Source organism: Methylotuvimicrobium sp. KM1, from assembly GCF_044788715.1.
Classification (GTDB): Bacteria; Pseudomonadota; Gammaproteobacteria; order Methylococcales; family Methylomonadaceae; genus Methylotuvimicrobium.
The window spans coordinates 2,948,217-2,966,219 of the sequence record NZ_CP173170.1 but is presented as its reverse complement, the minus strand read 5'-3'; the positions used below and the strand labels follow the sequence as shown (position 1 = coordinate 2,966,219).

Genomic DNA, 18,003 nt, shown 5'->3' with positions numbered 1-18,003 from the left:
AATTTGCTGGGATTTACAATAACGCTTCTTGTTGTGTCGGACTAGTTTTTTTGTGCATTCTTTTTGAGTCAACTGTTTTGGCCGAACCTCTGAAAATAGGCGTCTTGGCTTATCGTTCTAAAGACTATATTCAGAAGCAGTATCAACCGCTAGCGGATATTTTGAATCAAGCGGTTCCGGATTGCGAATTTAGTGTCGAGGCAATGGATTATGAGGAGTTGGAGCAGGCAGTCGCGACGCGTCAAATCGATCTTATTTTAACGAATCCATCGCATTATTGGCTAATGGCTTACCGAAGCGGTTTGTCGGCGCCTTTGGCAACTTTGGTTAAAAGTGAGGGTGATCAAGCGCTTTCAGCATTTGGCGGCGTTATTTTTACACTGGCCGATCGTAAGTCGTTACGGCAATTGACCGATTTGCGCGGAAAAACCGTTGCCGTTGCTACGACCCGGTCGCTGGGCGGCTACCAAATGCAGGCTCATGAATTAATGAAAAATAATTTATATGCCGGTCAGGATTTTAAGCCATTGATAACAGGGATGCCTCATGACCGGGTCATAGAAGCCGTATTTAACGGCGATGCCGAGGTCGGTTTTGTGCGTAGCGGTGTGCTTGAGTCGATGGCTCTGCAAGGAAAACTCGACCTGACCCGAGTGCATGTACTAAATCGTCAAGATTTACCCGATTTTCCTGCTGCGATATCGACGCGTTTGTTTCCCGAATGGCCTATTGCGTCTTTGCCTCATATTAACGAAACGCTGGCTCGTCGTGTTGTAGCCGCTTTATTCTTATTAACCGACAATCCCGAGGTTACACACCAATTAGCCATTCGTGGTTTTAACATTCCGGCCGATTACACCGCTGTGGCGGATTTGTTGCGAGACTTGCGTTTACCTCCTTTCGATTCACCCCCCCGTTTTACGCTTGAGGATGTTTGGCAGCGTTACTCGCTGCAAATTATTTCCGCTGTAGTCATTGCCGCTTTGATCTCGTTATTGAGTTTGAGTCTATGGAGGGTCAATAAGAAATTACAGGCGGAACGTCGGCGTGTGTTACAAAAGACCGAGCTTTTGACGCAAACGCGTAATACGCTGGAGGCGATTATTAAAGGAACGTCGTCCGTTGTTGGGGAAACTTTTTTTGCATCGTTGGTTGAATGCTTGGCGAACGTATTGAACATGCGTTTTGCTTTCGTTGCCGAAATTGATGGCAATGATTTTCGAAAAGCGCGAACGATCGCGTTTTGGAACGGTGAAATGGTCGGCGAAAATTTTAGTTACGATATTTGCGGCACGCCTTGCGAGAATGTTATTAAAAAACGGATTAGCGTGTTTTCCGAAAAAGTCGCCGAGCATTTTCCGGATGATGTTTGGCTAAAACAAAACGCCGTAGAAAGTTATGTAGGAATACCGTTGTCGGATAGTCAGGGCCAATTTTTGGGGCATATGGGGGTGATGGATGTCAAGCCGACCGAAGATCCCGAATTCATGTTGTCTCTATTGAAAGTGTTTGCAACGCGTGCCGCGAGTGAAATGGAGCGTCGGCATGCGACCGAGCAACTCGAGCGAAAAACTGAAGCCTTGCAGCAATCGAATGCCGATCTCGAACAATTTGCTTACAGCGTTTCTCATGATATGCGTCAGCCCTTGCGAAGTATCACCGGGCATTTGCAATTCTTAGCGAACGATTTGAATAATAAATTGGACGAAGACGGTCAGCTTAATTTTAATTTCGTGCTTGAAGGGGCTAAACGCATGGATGCGATGATTATGTCATTACTCGAGTTTTCCCGTATCGGTCGTAAAACCGAGGCGATGCGCCGGATAGAAAGTCTCGAGATGCTCAACGAGTCGCTCGCCGGTTTGGCGGCCATCATCAACGAGTCGAAGGCTATCATCGATATCGACGGCGAATGGCCGCAAGTGTATGCGAGTCCGGATGAAATGATTCGTTTGTTTCAGAATTTGATCGGCAATGCGGTTAAATATTGCGAAGGACATAAGCCGCATCTGGAAATAAATTCAAAACGGGACAATAGCATTTGGCAAGTGCGTATCAAGGATAATGGCATTGGCATCGATCCGGCGCAGATTGATCGTTTGTTCGCTTTTTTCAGCCGCTTGCAACCGCGAACGCGTTTCGAGGGTACCGGAATGGGCTTGGCCTTATGCCGGCGCATTGTCGAGCACCATGGTGGGCGAATTTGGGCCGAATCGAAAGGCGAGGGTTATGGTAGTCTGTTCGCATTCGAAATACCGCTAGAGCCGTCTTCGATCGAAAGCAAGACTTAGCCGAAAAATCTTTTCAAGAGCTGGAAAATAGACACTATTGGCAGGGACGTTATTTAGGTCCAAATCCCTAGCTTTATTTTCCTCACAGCAATGACTTTACTTTAGACAATTCAGACATGACATTTAAAACGATAGAATCCTGTGTCGGCAATACTCCTCTGGTTAAATTACAACGCTTGCCCGGAGATTCGTCGAATATTATTTTAGCTAAACTGGAAGGTAATAATCCAGCCGGTTCGGTAAAGGACCGGCCCGCGTTGAGTATGATCAAGCATGCCGAAGCGCGCGGCGAAATTGAACCGGGCGATCGCTTGATCGAGGCGACCAGCGGCAATACCGGTATCGCATTGGCCATGGCGGCCGCGATTAAAGGCTATAAAATGACTTTGATCATGCCGGATAACATGAGCGAGGAACGTAGGGCATCGATGAAGGCTTACGGCGCCGAGATCATCTTGACGCCGTCCGCATCGAGCATGGAGGGCGCGATCGATTTGGCCCGGCAGATGGAGCGTGAAGGCAAAGGCCGAATTCTCGACCAGTTTGCCAATCCGGACAATCCGCGCGCGCATTATGAAGGTACCGGTCCTGAAATCTGGCGCGATACCGAAGGCCGTATCACGCATTTCGTCAGCTCGATGGGCACGACCGGGACGATCATGGGGACATCGAGTTATCTAAAAGAACAAGATCCCGCGATTCAAATCGTCGGCGTTCAGCCGGAAGGCGATTCGAAAATTCCCGGTATTCGGCGATGGCCGAAGGAATATTTACCGAAAATCTACGACCGAAGCCGCGTCGATAGAATTATCGATATCGATCAAGCAACTGCCGAAACCACAATGCGGGCGCTGGCGACCGAGGAGGGTATTTTTGCCGGGGTATCGTCGGGCGGAGCCGTTGCCGCTGCATTGAGGTTGTCTGCAGAAGTTGAAAATTCGGTGATTGTTGTGATTATCTGCGATCGTGGCGACCGTTATTTGTCGACCGGTGTTTTTCCCGGTTGATCGCTACGTCCTTTGGCTACTATGTGCCATGAAAACGCTTGGAATTTCCTCGTGTTTGTTGATGTCTTCAACGGTAATGGCATTGGATTCGGTTGGCTTGAGAATAGCTACGATCGAAGCTGAAGGTTGGCAGCTTGAAGGTGTTGAGATTCGGTTGTCCGATTTAGCGGCGCCGTCTCAAAATATCGTTTTATCGGTGCAATCTCTCAGTCTTCCCGCGCCCTTCGATGAAATAACATTCGTCGGCATCGAATGTTCGGATTTCAGTTGGCGCGATGATGAAATCCATTGTTTCAAAGGCCGGGCGAAAATCAATAGTGCTTGGTTACAATCGCCGGCTTTCGATTTTCGTTTCAGTATCGGACCCCACCGTAGTGAAGTACGCATCGAACGGCTCAAAGCCGGCGGCGGCGAAATTGACGTACATGCCTCGGTCGAAGAGGAGCTCTGGGCGCTTCAAGTAAATTCGCGCGGCTTGCAAAGCGACGCTATCAAACCTTTTATCGATTCCGATGATTTTCAAATAGGCGCAGGGCGTGCCGATATCGATTTCTCTGCCGAAGGACCCGGAATTGAATTAAATAAGCTTTCCGTCCATGCCAGTCTTAAGGGGTTATCCGGACAGGTTACGGACGGTAGTCTTGCCGGCGAAGATATCGATGCCGTATGGTCTTTCCGGGCCGATTCGGTAACGGGCAATTGGCAATGGTTAAGCCGCGCCGAATTTTCCAAAGGAGCATTGTATGTCGAGCCCTGGTTTGTCAAGCTGCCGCCTGAAACTGTCTCGATCAATAGCGCGGGTACTTGGCATGCCGATTCGCGGCGAGTGGACATCGCGCATGTTGATTTTCGTCATCCCGGCGTATTCGAGGTATCCGGCAGCGGTCAGGTTAAAACGATTCCTTCTTTGAGTCTCGAGCAGGGACGGTTTTTTGTCCAAGCGGAAAATTTGCAGTCTGTGTCCGGCAATTATCTCGATTCGCTGCTCTTAGGTACTCCGGCAGAAGGCATGCGTCTGTCCGGGCGTTTAAGCGCCGACGCTTCGATACATCATAATACGATGCTCGATCTGGCTGTGGATATCGATGGTTTAAACGTAAGTGACAATCAATCTCGCTTGGCTTTAACCGATGGAATCGGGTCGCTGCATTGGTCTGCTCGAGAAGGTCCTGCTAAACCTTCGGTCTTTGCTTGGCAACAGTTACAACTGGGTAATGTGCCGATTGACTCAGCTAAAATATCGTTTTTGACCGAAGCGACCTCGTTTCGCCTATTAAATAAAACGCGATTACCATTACTTGGCGGTGCTCTAGCTATCGAACGTTTCGATTGGACTGCACGCGATAACGACGAGCACGATTTGTTTTTTATCGGCGAATTGGAAGATATTTTATTGGAAGAGTTGACGCAGGCCTTGGACTGGACGCCGATGAGCGGAACGATTAGCGGCAAAATTCCCGGCGTCGATTACCGGGATAATAAGCTTGCTTTGGATGGCGAGTTGACGATTGATGTGTTCGACGGCCGAATTTCGATCGGTCAGCTTGCTTCTACCGGTTTATTCAGTGATTTTTCTCAAGTGTATGGCTCAATCGAGATTGATAATCTAGATCTGGAACAATTGACGAGCAAATTTAAATTCGGCGGTATTGAAGGGCGCTTGTCCGGTTTCGTTCGCGATCTCTATTTGGAAAATTGGCAACCAGTGACTTTTTTTGCATGGTTAGGCACGCCGGATGATGACGATTCGAGTCGCCGAATCAGCCAAACCGCAGTCGAAAATTTAGCCAGTATCGGCGGAGGCGGGGCCACCGACTTGATTTCAAGAACCTTTTTAGGTTTTTTCGAGACTTTCGGCTACGAGCGTCTCGGCATCGGCTGTTATTTGCATAATGGTGTGTGCCAGTTGACAGGTGCGGAACCGGCCGAGAAAGGGTATTACATCGTCAAAGGCGGCGGCCTGCCGAGAATCGATGTGATGGGGTATAATCTCCGCGTTGATTGGAATGTTTTATTGGAGCGTCTGAAACGCATTACGATAGCGTCGGACGACATGGTCATCGAGTAACCGGAGTCAAACATGAAAAAAATATCGATTATCGGCGCCTTGCTGCTAACGGCATGTGTAACGATTAATATCTATTTTCCCGCCGCTGCTGCGGAAAAAGCGGCGGATCAAATCATTAAAGATATACAGCAAACGACTGATTCATCTCAAAAGCCCCAAAGCGACTTACAGTCGTTGAAGATCGTGTTTTATCGATTGATCGACGGAGTATTGAATGTCGTGATTGCGCCGGCGCATGCACAACAAGCCGATCTGTCGATCGACTCGCCCGAAATCAGACGTCTGACCGCATCGATGCAAAACCGTTTTTCGTCATTGAAACCGTATTACGATGCAGGCTATATAGGCATCAGTTCGGACGGTCTTTTAGTGGTCCGTGATCCTTCTGCCGTGCCTTTGCGAGACCGAACTCAAGTCAATCGCTTGGTGGCCGCCGAGAACGCCGATCGTAATAAGCTCTACCAGGCCATCGCCAATGCCAACGGCCAACCCAATTGGTTTACTCAGATTAAATCGACGTTTGCCGCGCGTTGGATCGGCAATGCTCGGTCCGGTTGGTGGTATCAAGCACCGAACGGCAGTTGGAGACAAAAATAAGTATGGCGCGGAGAAAAAGGGAACGTAAAAAATTACCGGAAACACCGGTTAGAACCGTGATCGACTCGCTGACGCACGATGGGCGAGGCGTCGCCCATGTCGACGACAAGGCGGTATTTATTGATGCGGCCTTGCCGGGCGAGGAACTCGAATTTGTCTATACCGATATTCGCCGCGATTTCGCCGAAGGACGTGTCGTCAAACTATTGAGTAAGGCCGAGTACCGCGTCGAGGCCGAATGTCCGCATTATGATCTATGCGGCGGATGCAGTTTTCAGCATGTCGCTTCAAGCGAGCAAATCCATATTAAAGAGGAATTGCTGAAAGAGCAGTTTAAACGCATCGGTAAACTCGATATTCCTGAAATTTGGCCGTCTTTGGATGGCCCGCATTGGGGGTATCGGCGCAAGGCGCGCATGGGCGTCAAGTATGTCGCGAAAAAAGGCAGGGTGCTCGTCGGTTTCCGCGAAAAGCGCCAACCGTTTTTGGCCGAGATCGAAAGCTGCAAGGTCATGCATCCGGTCGTCGGAACGCGCTTAATGGCTTTATCGGAGATGATCGGCGGCTTGACGATCAGAGAGAAAATCCCGCAGATCGAAGTTGCGATCGGCGATGAGGATTGCGTGCTTGCGGTACGCGTACTGGAGCCGCCCACCGACGAGGATAAGGAGCGAATGCGGTCTTTTGCGCATAAGCATAATGTGACCTTGTGTCTGCAGTCGAAAGGCCCCGATACGATCGCGCCGATTGATGGCGAACCAGTGGTAACCCCAACTTATGCCTTACCGGATCACGATATCGTATTCCGGTTCAGGCCGGCGATGTTTACGCAGGTCAATTATGAAATCAACCGGCTTATGGTCAATCGGGTTATCGAAGCGTTGGATCTGACGAAGGACGATGTCGTGCTGGATCTGTTCTGCGGGCTTGGAAACTTTACCTTGCCGATGGCTCGTTACGCTGGAAAAGTGGTCGGTATCGAAGGCGATTTGCCGCTGGTCAATCATGCACGGGCGAATGCCCGTTTGAACAATCTGGATAATGTCGAGTTTCATGCAGCCGACTTGAGTAAGGCGATTGTCGATTTACCGTGGGCAAAACAGCGCTATAACAAAATTTTGCTCGATCCGTCGCGAGCCGGCGCATCGGAGGTATTGCATCATTTCAAGCACTGGCAGCCCGAAAGTATCGTATATGTTTCGTGCAATCCCTCAACCTTAGCCCGTGATGCCGGCATTCTGGTGAACGATTTAGGTTTTAAACTGGTAAAAGCCGGCGTCATGAATATGTTCCCGCAAACCGCGCATGTAGAATCGATTGCGTTGTTTGAAAGGTGAAAGGTGAAAGGTGAAAGGTGAAAGGTGAAAGGTGAAAGGTGAAAGGTGAAAGGTGAAAGGTGAAAGGTGAAAGGTGAAAGGTGAAAGGTGAAAGGTGAAAGGTGAAAGGTGAAAGGTGAAAGGTGAAAGGTGAAAGGTGAAAGGTGAAAGGTGAAAGGTGAAAGGTGAAAGGTGAAAGGTGAAAGGTGAAAGGTGAAAGGTGAAAGGTGAAAGGTGAAAGGTGAAAGGTGAAAGGTGAAAGGTGAAAGGTGAAAGGTGAAAGGTGAAAGGTGAAAGGTGAAAGGTGAAAGGTGAAAGGTGAAAGGTGAAAGGTGAAAGGTGAAAGGTGAAAGGTGAAAGGTGAAAGGTGAAAGGTGAAAGGTGAAAGGTGAAAGGTGAAAGGTGAAAGGTGAAAGGTGAAAGGTGAAAGGTGAAAGGTGAAAGGTGAAAGGTGAAAGGTGAAAGGTGAAAGGTGAAAGGTGAAATCGGCGCTTGACAAGCGATTTAAATGCTGCATCATTTTACCGCTTACCGCTTACCGCTTACCGCTTACCGCTTACCGCTTACCGCTTACCGCTTACCGCTTACCGCTTACCGCTTACCGCTTACCGCTTACCGCTTACCGCTTACCGCTTACCGCTTACCGCTTACCGCTTACTAATAAACTTATGACACTCAACTCATTCATAGATATTTCGATTCCCGCTCAACGGTTGATGCTTGTCGATGAAGGCAAGGTTATAAAGTCTTATCCCGTTTCCACGGCAAAAAACGGTCCCGGCGAATTGAGGGGTAGCGAATGCACACCGCGCGGCTGGCATAATATTCGCGCGAAAATCGGTCAGGACCTTCCTGTTTATTCTGTTTTCAAAGCGCGAAGGCCGACCGGTGAAATCTATTCACCGGACTTAGCCGAGCAATTTCCGGAACGCGATTGGATTTTGACACGAATTCTCTGGTTGGGCGGCCTCGAGCCCGGAAAAAACCGCTATGGTTCAGTCGATACGGCCTGGCGTTATATTTACATTCACGGTTGCCCCGACGAACTGATGAAGGGCAAGCCCGAATCGCACGGCTGCATTCGTATGATCAATGCCGATTTGCTCGATTTATTTGAGCGCGTTGCGATCAATACCGAAGTTTATATTCATGAATAAATTATTAGATTGAGATGCCTAGAATCGTTTTAGGAATCGAATACGACGGCAGCGCTTTTTTCGGTTGGCAATGGCAAACCGCGCGGAGAACCGTACAATCCGAGCTGGAAACCGCGCTGTCTAAAATCGCCGATGAGCCGATCACGGTAATTTGCGCGGGGCGTACCGATGCCGGCGTGCATGCGCTTGAACAGGTCGTGCATTTCGACACGCAAGCCGAGCGATCTATGTACGGATGGATGATGGGCGGGAATACTCATTTGCCCGATGACATTAGGATCATTTGGGCGCAGCAGGCGGCTTTCGATTTTCATGCTCGTTACAGCGCTATTGCCCGGTTTTATCGCTATGTCATTTTGAACAGGCCGATGAAATCGGCTTTGCTGCGCAAACAAGTCACATGGTGCTATCAGTCGCTTGATGCCGATAAAATGCATCGAGCTGCACAATATTTGATTGGTGACCATGATTTTTCGTCGTTTAGAGCGCAAGGCTGTCAATCTAAAAGTCCTCGCCGCATGATGCATTTTATCGATGTTTACCGCCAACAGGAAAAGGTCATTATGGATATTTCGGCCAATGCGTTTTTGCACCACATGGTCAGAAACATTGCCGGCGTGTTGATCGAAATCGGTTTAGATAAGCGGCCGATCGATTGGACACAAGAATTATTGTTGATCAAGGATCGCGATCAAGGCGGAATCACAGCGCCGCCCGACGGCTTGTATTTAGGCGGCGTTTATTATCCGGAACTTTACGGCATTATCAGGCATCCGGTATTCGATAAACTGCCGCTCGATGCGAAACGTTTTGATGATCGTCCGAAGGCTTAACGTGTAGCGCTTTCAGTGATGACCTAATACAAAGCCTTCTTGGACACCCCCTGCGTTTCCTCGGGCACTACCGAAATTAGATCAATGCGCTTGTCCTGGCATCGTTTCCATTTGCGTTTCTTAAATACCCTAGGATGTTATAAAATTACTATCTTGTTCATCGGCATTCGATGCTGTGCTCTCAAACGATGCGGAATCTTGGATGACTCCGAACGGTTAATTCCCTTCCCCTACTAAATGTCGCTATCTAAAATCATCAATCAACCACTTCCTTATTTCGAAGATAGTGCTCGCTTGTTTGCACCGTTTTCCGGTAAACCTTGGGCGGTGTTTTTGGATAGCGGATACCCGGTTAGTCGCCAAGGCTGTTTCGATATCATGGCTGCCGATCCGGTTTGCACCTTAGTCACACATGGAAATGTCACCAAGATCAAACGGGGTGTTGTTGTCAGCGAATCGACCGACGATCCTTTTGAATTAGTCAAAAAACAATTACTACCGAAACGGCCGGGATTCGACGATGTGCCGTTTAATGGCGGCGCTATCGGTTATTTTTCCTACGATTTGGCTCGCCGCTTGGAAAAAATGCCTGTCATAGCGCGAGATGCTGAAAATATTGCCGAAATGGCGGTCGGTATTTACGAATGGGCTGTGATTGTCGATCATCAACTGCGCCGTAGCCGCTTGGTCGGTTACCTCGACGAGGCGCAATTGGCGAATTTAACGAAATTGTTTAGCCGATTGCCGGAAGAGGGGATGCAAAATGGATTTTATGTTACAGGGCCTGTTGAAGCTAACTTCGATCAGGCGGACTACGCCGAAGCCTTTAGCCGTATCAAAAAATATTTGAAAGATGGCGATTGTTACCAAGTCAATCTTGCCCAGCGTTTCTGTGCACCATGCCATGGTGATCCTTGGACGGCTTATTTGAAACTGCGAAAATTAAATTCGGCGCCGTTTAGCGCATATATGAATACGCCGGAGGCATCCGTGTTGAGTTCCTCGCCGGAGCGTTTTTTAAAGCTTCGTGACGGCTTTGTCGAAACCAAGCCGATCAAAGGAACGCGCCCGAGGAAATCGAGTCACGCCGACGACCTCGATCAAATCAGTCAGTTGGAAAGCAGCAAGAAAGATCGTGCCGAAAATGTCATGATCGTCGACTTATTGCGTAACGATATCAGTAAGAATTGCAAAAACGGTTCCGTTAAAGTTCCCCGTTTATTCGATATCGAAAGTTATGCGACCGTGCATCACTTGGTTAGCACGATCACCGGCGAATTGGCGGAAGGCCGGCATGGCTTGGATTTGCTGAGAAGCTGTTTTCCCGGAGGTTCGATTACCGGTGCGCCAAAAATCAGAGCGATGCAGATCATCGAAGAATTGGAGCCACATCGGCGAGGTGTTTATTGCGGTGCGATCGGCTATATGGGTTTCGACGGCAATATGGATACCAATATCGCGATCAGAACCTTAGTGCATTCAGATGGAAGGATTCGTTTTTGGGCTGGCGGCGGTATCGTGAACGACTCGGTGATGGAAGAGGAATACCAGGAGTGCTTCGACAAAGCCTCGGCGATGATATCGGTTTTGAGTCAGCTAACGGTTGTATGAAAACCGGCTTGCGGGTCATAAAGTTCGGCGGTAGTCTTGAGCGTGGTGGAGCTTTAAAATCGTGCTTGGACAAAGCGGCAGCTTTCTACCGGGAAGGCAGTGTTTGGGTGCCCGGCGGCGGTGATTTTGCCGAGCAAGTACGGCAGGCTCAACAGCGTTGGCGCTTCGATGATATTACTGCGCACGAAATGGCCCTTTTGGCGATGCAGCAGATGGCCTTGTTGATGCATTCGATGCATCGCGATTGTGTATTGGCTGGCTCGAGTACCGATATTGTTCGGCAGCTCGACCTAGGAAAGCCGGTCATTTGGTCTCCCGATGTCAATGAACTGAACCAAGCCGGTGTTCCCGCTAGCTGGGATGTGACTTCCGATAGCCTTGCCGCTTGGCTCGCAGTTAGACTCGATGCCGATGAATTAATTTTGATCAAATCGGCTGAAGTTTCGCAAACCGCTGACGTAAATAACCTTGCGGAATTAGGTTTTGTCGACTGGGCATTTCCCGGATTTACCGAAAACGCCCGATTTAAAATAAGCGTCGTTAATAAAGATGAATTCTAATGGCAGATAACAATTTAACCCGAAAAACGTTCAATTCAGTTGGGCGTTTAGTGAGCAAGATAGCCCGTCAAGCCTATTATCAGGCCAAGGAGTCGATGGGGCACCCGAAGCGGGATATGGTGGTAAGGCATGTCGAACAAGCCTGCGGTAGCTTGCAAGAAACCAAAATTCATTTTGAAAACGCTCTGGAGCGATTTAAAACGATTGTCGTCGTTGACGATTCGACGCTAGAAAACAAATATCGTTTATTGCAACAACAATACGATTTTTGTAAGGCGAAGTCGGATGAGCTCGGTTGTCGCATTCGCGCGATCGAAGAAGTCACTGGTGCGTTGTTTGCAGAATGGGAAGCTGAACTCGACGAGTATACTAATCGCTCGTTGAAGACCAAAAGTCGACAGCAATTAAGACAATCCCAGCAACATTACGCTAAATTAATCAAAACGATGCACAGAGCCGAAAGTAAAATCAACCCGGTATTGGCGGCATTCAAGGATCAGGTATTGTTTTTGAAGCACAATCTCAACGCGCAGGCGATTGCTGCTTTAGAGCATGAGTTCATAGAAATCAGCATGGATATGACGCAGTTGGTTCAAGCGATGGAGCAGACCATTTTCGAAGCGAATCGCTTTATCGCCGGTTTAGTCGAGCAAAAAGCCTTACCTGCGGGTTGATTACGGTCATTAAATCAATTACCCATCGTAGATCAAAATTCGGCGCCGGGGCCCGGCAAAGGACGCCATGAATACGTCCATGTCGGCTCTATGCCAGGCCCCCCGGTGCCTCCTTAGGCACTGCCGAAATTTGAAGTGTGAAGGTATAAGTCGCAAGGGCGGATCCGTGGTACGAATCCGCCCTACATGTTTCCTTGTACGGTCTTTTACAATTTGTAAAGTACGTCGTTGGCTTTATCCCTTTTATCGGGTTTAATGTGTCGGTCTTGTTCGCGGCGCTCCCTTGCGTATTTATCGATCATTTCTTCCCAAGAACTGTATTGCTGGTATTCTCTGAAGCCTTGGTTTTTACGTTGCTGGTAAATTTCTCGGCCTGTTTCGATGATTTCGTCCGGGTTTTTGCCGTCGACTTGAGATAAAAACTCTTTGGTGTCTTTGTAAGCGTCTCGAATGGTCCAGAACGAGATTTCGAATTCAATCCGTTTTTCCGGGGGCAAGCGTTCCTTTAGCATTTTAACCGACCGGTAAGCGGTACTACTGCTTCGCCCGTTAATCTGTTCCGATCTACCGCAAGCGGTTAGCGATAAAGTCAATACGGAGAGCAAAAGGGCTGATAGAATCCTCATAGGGTTAACCTCAATCGTTATAGTGTCTGGTGTACTATTCTTATAATAATGTTAATTAGCTAATTAATTTTTCGGAAATACCATTTTCCTGTTCGGTGTCCGCCGTAAAGTCGAACGCTCGAATTACTTGGCGATTATAAACCTAAGCCACATCAATATGCTGGAATTTATTCAATTACTAAAGCAACGCTATCAAACGGTTTCTTCGCATACCGCAAGCGATGCGGTGAAGGCAGTGTATCAGCAACGCATCGATCGGCAAATATTGGCCGAAGCATCGATTCGCAAGGCCGATATGCATAAACGCTTTACTTTTCAACCGTTGCAAGTGGCCGTAGTCGGCCCGACGCAAGCCGGAAAAAGTACCTTGGTCAATCTATTGCTTAACAGCTCTCAGGCCGGTGTGAGTCCATTGGCTGGCTTTACCGTGCATGCGCAAGGTTTTTGTAATTCGGTCAAACTGGAAGACTGCGAAAGCGTACAGCATTTCTTTGGACGTTTTCAACAAGTGCGCCAAGACGAATTACGTAAGGACAGGCTCGAATGTTATGCCTTGACCGAGAATATAGGAGCATCCGATTTATTGCCCGAGTGCTTAGTTTGGGATACGCCCGATTTCGATTCGATCGGCGCGATTGGTTACAGTGAGGCGTTAATGCGTTCGATTGCATTGGCCGATATCGTGATTTTGGTCGTCAGCAAAGAGAAATATGCCGACCAATCGGTATGGGAGCTGATGAGTTCGATTGAAACATTGCGTCAACCGACCTTAATTTGCGTGAATAAATTGGCCGAAGGTAGCGAACATATCGTAATCCGTTCATTATCCGAAAAATGGCGACAATCGAGAAGCGACGATTGCCCGACTATCGTGCCGTTATTCTATCAAAAACAAGCCGCACCGACATGGCCGGAAAACGAGCGGTCCGCGGTCCGGAAATTGTTTCATCAAGTCAATCGCCGTCGTAACAATGAGGTGGTTCAAGAGTTTCTGCTTAAGCACTGGCAGGAATGGCTGGAGCCTGTACGCTCGGAACACATGGCGCTGCAAGAATGGCGAAGCCTTGTCGATGCTTCCATTAAACAGTCGTTGACGCAGTATCAAAACGATTACTTGAATCATCCTCGTTATTATGAAACTTTTCAAAGCGCCTTGGCGAAATTATTGAGTTTATTAGAGATTCCCGGGTTTGCAAGAGTGTTGGTGGGTACTCGCAAGGCGCTAACCTGGCCGATTAGGCAAGTCATGAAAATAGGAATGAAGAGGTCTCGTATTACCGACAGCAGTCATGAGGTCGCTTTATTGAATCATCTGGCGGAACATTTATTAATTCGCATCATGGATGCCTTGCTGGAAAAAACAGAACAAAATGGCGACAGCGCTTGGTGGCGGGGGGGTATCGGACTGTTGCGCAATCGGCGGCATGCGTTATTGGTAGAATTCAACGATGCCGTGCTTCGTTATCATAATGATTTTCAGCAAGAAGTCGAAAGCGCGGCCTTCCGGCTCTACGCAAAATTACAGGAACAGCCTTATGTATTGAACGGTCTCAGAGCCACCCGCGCGACTACCGATGCGGCGGCCGTTGCCATTTCTCTTCAGGCCGGTGGATTGGGTTTGCATGATTTAATCATAGCCCCGGCGATGTTATCGGTGACTTCATTTTTGACCGAGAGCGCGATGGGGAGCTATTTGAATAAGGTCGAAGCGGAACTCAAGCAACGGCAATTGCAAATTGTCAGGCAAAAACTTTATATCGAATGCCTTCGAGAGGCCTTGTTCAAATTGCCCGAGCAATTGTCCTCGGACAGCTATTTCAATATTACCCCGGAGCAATTAGAACAAGCCGAGCAGCAACTCAAGAATAAAAAACATGGATTACGATTACTCTGATTTAGTCGCAAACACCAAACGTTGGGCCGAACGAGCAGTAGCGGCCGGATGGATAGACCAACATACGGCGAGACAGCTCGAGGCGATCGACTCGAGAACGCCGGAGTCGCTGATCGACCGTTCGTCATCCCGGCCCTTGATCGTTGCATTCATGGGAGGGACCGGTGTCGGGAAGAGCACATTGTTGAATCGTTTGGCCGGTCAATCGATCGCAAAAACCGGCGTAGAGCGTCCGACGTCGCGAGAGGTGACGATGTACCGCCATCGAGCGGTGCATTTATCGAAACTACCGGAAAACCTACCGTTCGATGAAATCCGTCAGGCCGAGCACGATGACGAAACGAATAAAAATGTTATCTGGATCGATATGCCCGATTTCGATAGTACAGCCTTGCACAATCAAGAAATCGTGCTGCAATGGCTGCCGCATATCGATGTGTTGATTTATGTCGTCAGTCCCGAACGATACCGGGATAACAAGGCTTGGCGTTTATTGCTGGCCGAAGGCGGGCGTCATGCCTGGCTGTTTGTGATGAATCAATGGGATCGCGGGGAGGCGGTGCAATACGACGACTTTAAAGAGCAGTTAAGCGTGGCCGGATTTGACGCCCCGATTATTTTCAAGACTGCCTGCGGCGAGCCCGATTTCCCCGACGAATTTGAAAACTTGGCTGAGACGATTGCGACACTTGCGACCGAAACCACAGTCAAGCAATTAGAATCTCGAAACACTCAGGCTCGAAAGGATGCATTGAAAATGAGTTTGGTCGATTGTTTGAAACATGTCGGCAATGACCGGGATTATCGAAAGCTGTCCGAGCGCTGGCGCCGGAGCTGGCAGGACACCGGTCGAACCTTGCAGCAAGGTTTCGAATGGCCGCTTCGACAATTGGCCGGCTATTATGCAGAACATGATAAAGCATCGAAACAGCAACAAAGCGAGTTATGGGACGCGTGGGTGCAAAGCCGTTATGAGGATGCGCTCGACGACCTCATTCTTCATGCCGATGCTAACGGCTTGGCGACAGCCGCGCTAAAACGCGAATTATTGCAATTACGCGGCAAGGCCGAAAAAATCATGTATGACCAAACCGAACTCGCGGTTAGGCAGGCCTTGGCCAATCCAGGGCATGCTGCGCATCGTGCTTTTTTAAAAGGCATGCGGTTTTGCGAAATCGTACTGCCGCTCGGCGCGATGAGTTTTGTCGGTTATCAGGTTTTTTCCGGTTATTATCATAGCAGTTTGGATTACCGTAACTATCTGGGGGCGAACTTTGCGATTCATAGCAGCTTGTTTGTAGGCCTCAGTTGGCTGATTCCGTTTTTTATCTTAAAGAAACTCAAGCCCTCGCTCGAAAAAGCCGCATTGAAAGGTTTAAAAAAAGGTGTGGCAATAGCGCTGATACAAATCGAAGCGGAAATCGTCAATGCCATCGAGAAACTTTGTCAGCAACGTAGCGAAATTGCGGCAGAAGCCGAGCAGATAATACGACAATGCGAGAGCAGTCAAGAAAGTATCGAAACGATACGAAGTGATAGTCGTTTAGCTAGAATGTTGGTTGATTGATAAGGTGAAAGGTGAAAGGTGAAAACGGCGCTTGACAAGTAGTTGAAATCACGAATCATTTCACTATTCACTATTCACTATTCACTATTCACTATTCACTATTCACTATTCACTATTCACTGCTCACCCAAGCCTATCCAAAATTAAATTTAAACCAAAGGAACTGTCGGTCATTAAGAAGGTCTTTATATGCGAACGATGCAAAAATGGAAAGATGCAAGTTCAAAGTGCGATAATAAATTAACATTTGCTAATGCTGAATTTAATTGTTAATATCGCGCAACACTAAGGGGGCGACATGGCTTCGACGTGGGTAGCAAAACCTTGAGTGCATGCCGAGCACAGTACAGCTCGTAAAACCTACTGAAATAAAGTATTCGCAAACGACGAAAACTACTCAATGGCTTTGGCTGCATAAAAACAGCCACCATTCCTCTGACTATCTGTGCTTATGCGGGTAGGATCTTCGGATCACTCAGGGGTCACAGCACATAAGATCGTGCCGATGCCTGTCCGGAGCTGACGCACTAAATCCTAACGGAATCGCCGACGGTTTTCTTGGCCTGACGGGTAGCTGTCGGTTAAATCAAAAGATCAGGATAAGCATGTAGAGCTTGTGGCGGAGTGCTTGCGGACGCGGGTTCAATCCCCGCCGCCTCCACCAAATTCAAGAAGGTGAACTGATCTCAGTTCACCTTTTTTTATGCCTGCGTCCCGCGCTACAGGCCTTATGTGGTAAAAGGTTGCGAACTTCGTCGTCGCGGACTTTCACCTTCCAATGGAAAAACGCCCTATGAATGGTTGCAAGAATTGATTGCAGACACGATCAAACAACGTGCGCGCAAGGCGGCGACCTAATTCTATTTCGGCTGGTAAGGAAGAGCCTATTCAATCAGCCGGCGAATGGGATGTTTTTTTCGAGCGTTTTAGTCGCCCCGTCGTTGATGAAAGTCCTTGTACGAGAGAGAAAATCTATGCCGGCTGCTGTATCGATAGCACTATTGGGAGCCAATGATGTTAGTAGAATTACAACCCGAATTTGAAGAAGTCTTGCAACCACTAGGTTCAGCATGCCATTGAATTTTTCCTGGCGGCAAGCTTGTACCATGCAGGTAAAATCAGTTTCGCCAGTGCCGCACATATTGCCGGACTTAGTTTCGAAGCGTTCAACGACCGCTTAATAGAACATTTCGATCAAGGTTACCGAATAGCCGATCAATGTGTTTTAGAAGATATAGCAACGGTTGATGACCTCAAACTATGAAAATAGCCTTGAACACCAGCCCGATTATTTTCCTTGGCAAGATCAATTGGCTGCATTTATCAGCGCATTGCGCGACCGAGATTTTGGTGCCGGAAGACGTCAAAGCAGAATTAGGTGATGACAGTTTGCCCAGCTCCATGCTAGCAAAGCCTTTACCGAGTACCCCGAGACCTCCTCCGGCACTGCCGAAATTTGAAGTGCTAAAGGTATACTTAGGAGTTAGATATTCTGAAGGTGGATTTTTATTTGATACAAATGGCAGGAACAAAACCACCAGACAATCATGGAAATGCAACAGTTGGAGGAAGAAAACAACCGCTTGTTCATCAACGCCTATGGCTTGCAAGACGAACTGACACCCGATGAACCACTGGAGCAAATCACCTTAACCGTCAATCCCAAATATCGCTATGGCGGCAACTATCCTGACATGGGGGGAGTCGAAACGCAAACACTGATAGCGAAAAGTCTGGGCTACGTAACAAGCCAGTATAAGGGTGGATAATCTGCAGCTCGCGCCAGGCTATGAGCCTGAAAC

The 18,003-nt window shown here is 48.4% G+C and carries 16 protein-coding genes and 1 other RNA gene; 16 read left to right on the top strand and 1 reads right to left on the bottom strand.

Annotated features, from left to right (window positions below; translation table 11 throughout):
• Positions 1-77: 77 nt before the first annotated feature.
• From ACINK7_RS12695 to ACINK7_RS12645, 11 genes are all read left to right on the top strand, one after another.
• Positions 78-2,291: a PhnD/SsuA/transferrin family substrate-binding protein gene (locus ACINK7_RS12695; RefSeq protein ID WP_404355631.1), complete on the top strand. Its 2,214-nt coding sequence runs from the start codon at positions 78-80 to the stop codon at positions 2,289-2,291.
• Between the two features lie 116 nt (positions 2,292-2,407).
• Positions 2,408-3,298 (top strand): cysteine synthase CysM, encoded by an 891-nt coding sequence (cysM, locus tag ACINK7_RS12690; RefSeq protein ID WP_404355629.1) that lies wholly within the window; start codon positions 2,408-2,410, stop codon positions 3,296-3,298.
• Positions 3,299-3,359: 61 nt separating this feature from the next.
• Positions 3,360-5,366 (top strand): C4-dicarboxylate ABC transporter, encoded by a 2,007-nt coding sequence (locus tag ACINK7_RS12685; RefSeq protein ID WP_404355627.1) that lies wholly within the window; start codon positions 3,360-3,362, stop codon positions 5,364-5,366.
• A 12-nt stretch (positions 5,367-5,378) separates the two neighbouring features.
• A complete protein-coding gene (locus ACINK7_RS12680) occupies positions 5,379-5,963 on the top strand; it encodes a YdbL family protein (protein WP_404355625.1) in 585 nt (194 codons plus the stop codon).
• Positions 5,964-5,965: 2 nt separating this feature from the next.
• Entirely contained in the window at positions 5,966-7,300 is a 1,335-nt protein-coding gene (rlmD, locus tag ACINK7_RS12675) for a 23S rRNA (uracil(1939)-C(5))-methyltransferase RlmD (protein ID WP_404355623.1), read from the top strand.
• Positions 7,301-7,787: 487 nt separating this feature from the next.
• On the top strand, positions 7,788-7,940 hold the full coding sequence (locus ACINK7_RS12670; protein WP_404355622.1) for a hypothetical protein: 153 nt from the start codon (positions 7,788-7,790) through the stop codon (positions 7,938-7,940).
• Between the two features lie 7 nt (positions 7,941-7,947).
• Positions 7,948-8,436: a L,D-transpeptidase family protein gene (locus tag ACINK7_RS12665; protein ID WP_404355620.1), complete on the top strand. Its 489-nt coding sequence runs from the start codon at positions 7,948-7,950 to the stop codon at positions 8,434-8,436.
• Between the two features lie 14 nt (positions 8,437-8,450).
• Positions 8,451-9,269 carry a tRNA pseudouridine(38-40) synthase TruA gene (truA, locus tag ACINK7_RS12660; RefSeq protein WP_404355619.1) on the top strand — a complete coding sequence of 273 codons (819 nt, stop codon included), beginning with the start codon at positions 8,451-8,453 and terminating at the stop codon, positions 9,267-9,269.
• Positions 9,270-9,506: 237 nt separating this feature from the next.
• On the top strand, positions 9,507-10,880 hold the full coding sequence (gene pabB, locus ACINK7_RS12655; protein WP_404355617.1) for an aminodeoxychorismate synthase component I: 1,374 nt from the start codon (positions 9,507-9,509) through the stop codon (positions 10,878-10,880).
• Positions 10,877-11,440, top strand: coding sequence for a uridylate kinase (locus ACINK7_RS12650; protein WP_404355615.1), 564 nt, complete (start codon positions 10,877-10,879; stop codon positions 11,438-11,440). Before pabB ends, ACINK7_RS12650 begins: the two co-directional genes overlap by 4 nt.
• A complete protein-coding gene (locus ACINK7_RS12645) occupies positions 11,440-12,114 on the top strand; it encodes a DUF2959 domain-containing protein (RefSeq protein ID WP_404355613.1) in 675 nt (224 codons plus the stop codon). The genes ACINK7_RS12650 and ACINK7_RS12645 overlap by 1 nt, the downstream gene beginning before the upstream one ends.
• Before the next feature lie 206 nt (positions 12,115-12,320).
• Here the strand turns inward: ACINK7_RS12645 and ACINK7_RS12640 are convergent, their stop codons facing one another.
• Positions 12,321-12,740, bottom strand: coding sequence for a hypothetical protein (locus ACINK7_RS12640; RefSeq protein WP_014149050.1), 420 nt, complete (start codon positions 12,738-12,740; stop codon positions 12,321-12,323).
• 157 nt (positions 12,741-12,897) lie between these two features.
• Between ACINK7_RS12640 and ACINK7_RS12635 the strand changes: the two genes are divergently transcribed.
• The 5 genes from ACINK7_RS12635 (at position 12,898) to ACINK7_RS12615 (ending at position 17,970) form a co-directional block, all read left to right on the top strand.
• Entirely contained in the window at positions 12,898-14,634 is a 1,737-nt protein-coding gene (locus ACINK7_RS12635) for a GTPase (protein WP_404355610.1), read from the top strand.
• Positions 14,615-16,201, top strand: a complete 1,587-nt coding sequence (locus ACINK7_RS12630) for a GTPase (RefSeq protein ID WP_404355608.1) — start codon at positions 14,615-14,617, stop codon at positions 16,199-16,201. Before ACINK7_RS12635 ends, ACINK7_RS12630 begins: the two co-directional genes overlap by 20 nt.
• A 289-nt stretch (positions 16,202-16,490) precedes the next feature.
• Positions 16,491-16,865, top strand: a transfer-messenger RNA (tmRNA) gene (gene ssrA / locus ACINK7_RS12625).
• Between the two features lie 435 nt (positions 16,866-17,300).
• Positions 17,301-17,465, top strand: coding sequence for a hypothetical protein (locus ACINK7_RS12620; RefSeq protein ID WP_404355606.1), 165 nt, complete (start codon positions 17,301-17,303; stop codon positions 17,463-17,465).
• Between the two features lie 283 nt (positions 17,466-17,748).
• Positions 17,749-17,970 (top strand): hypothetical protein, encoded by a 222-nt coding sequence (locus tag ACINK7_RS12615; RefSeq protein ID WP_404355604.1) that lies wholly within the window; start codon positions 17,749-17,751, stop codon positions 17,968-17,970.
• The last annotated feature ends 33 nt before the right edge of the window (positions 17,971-18,003 follow it).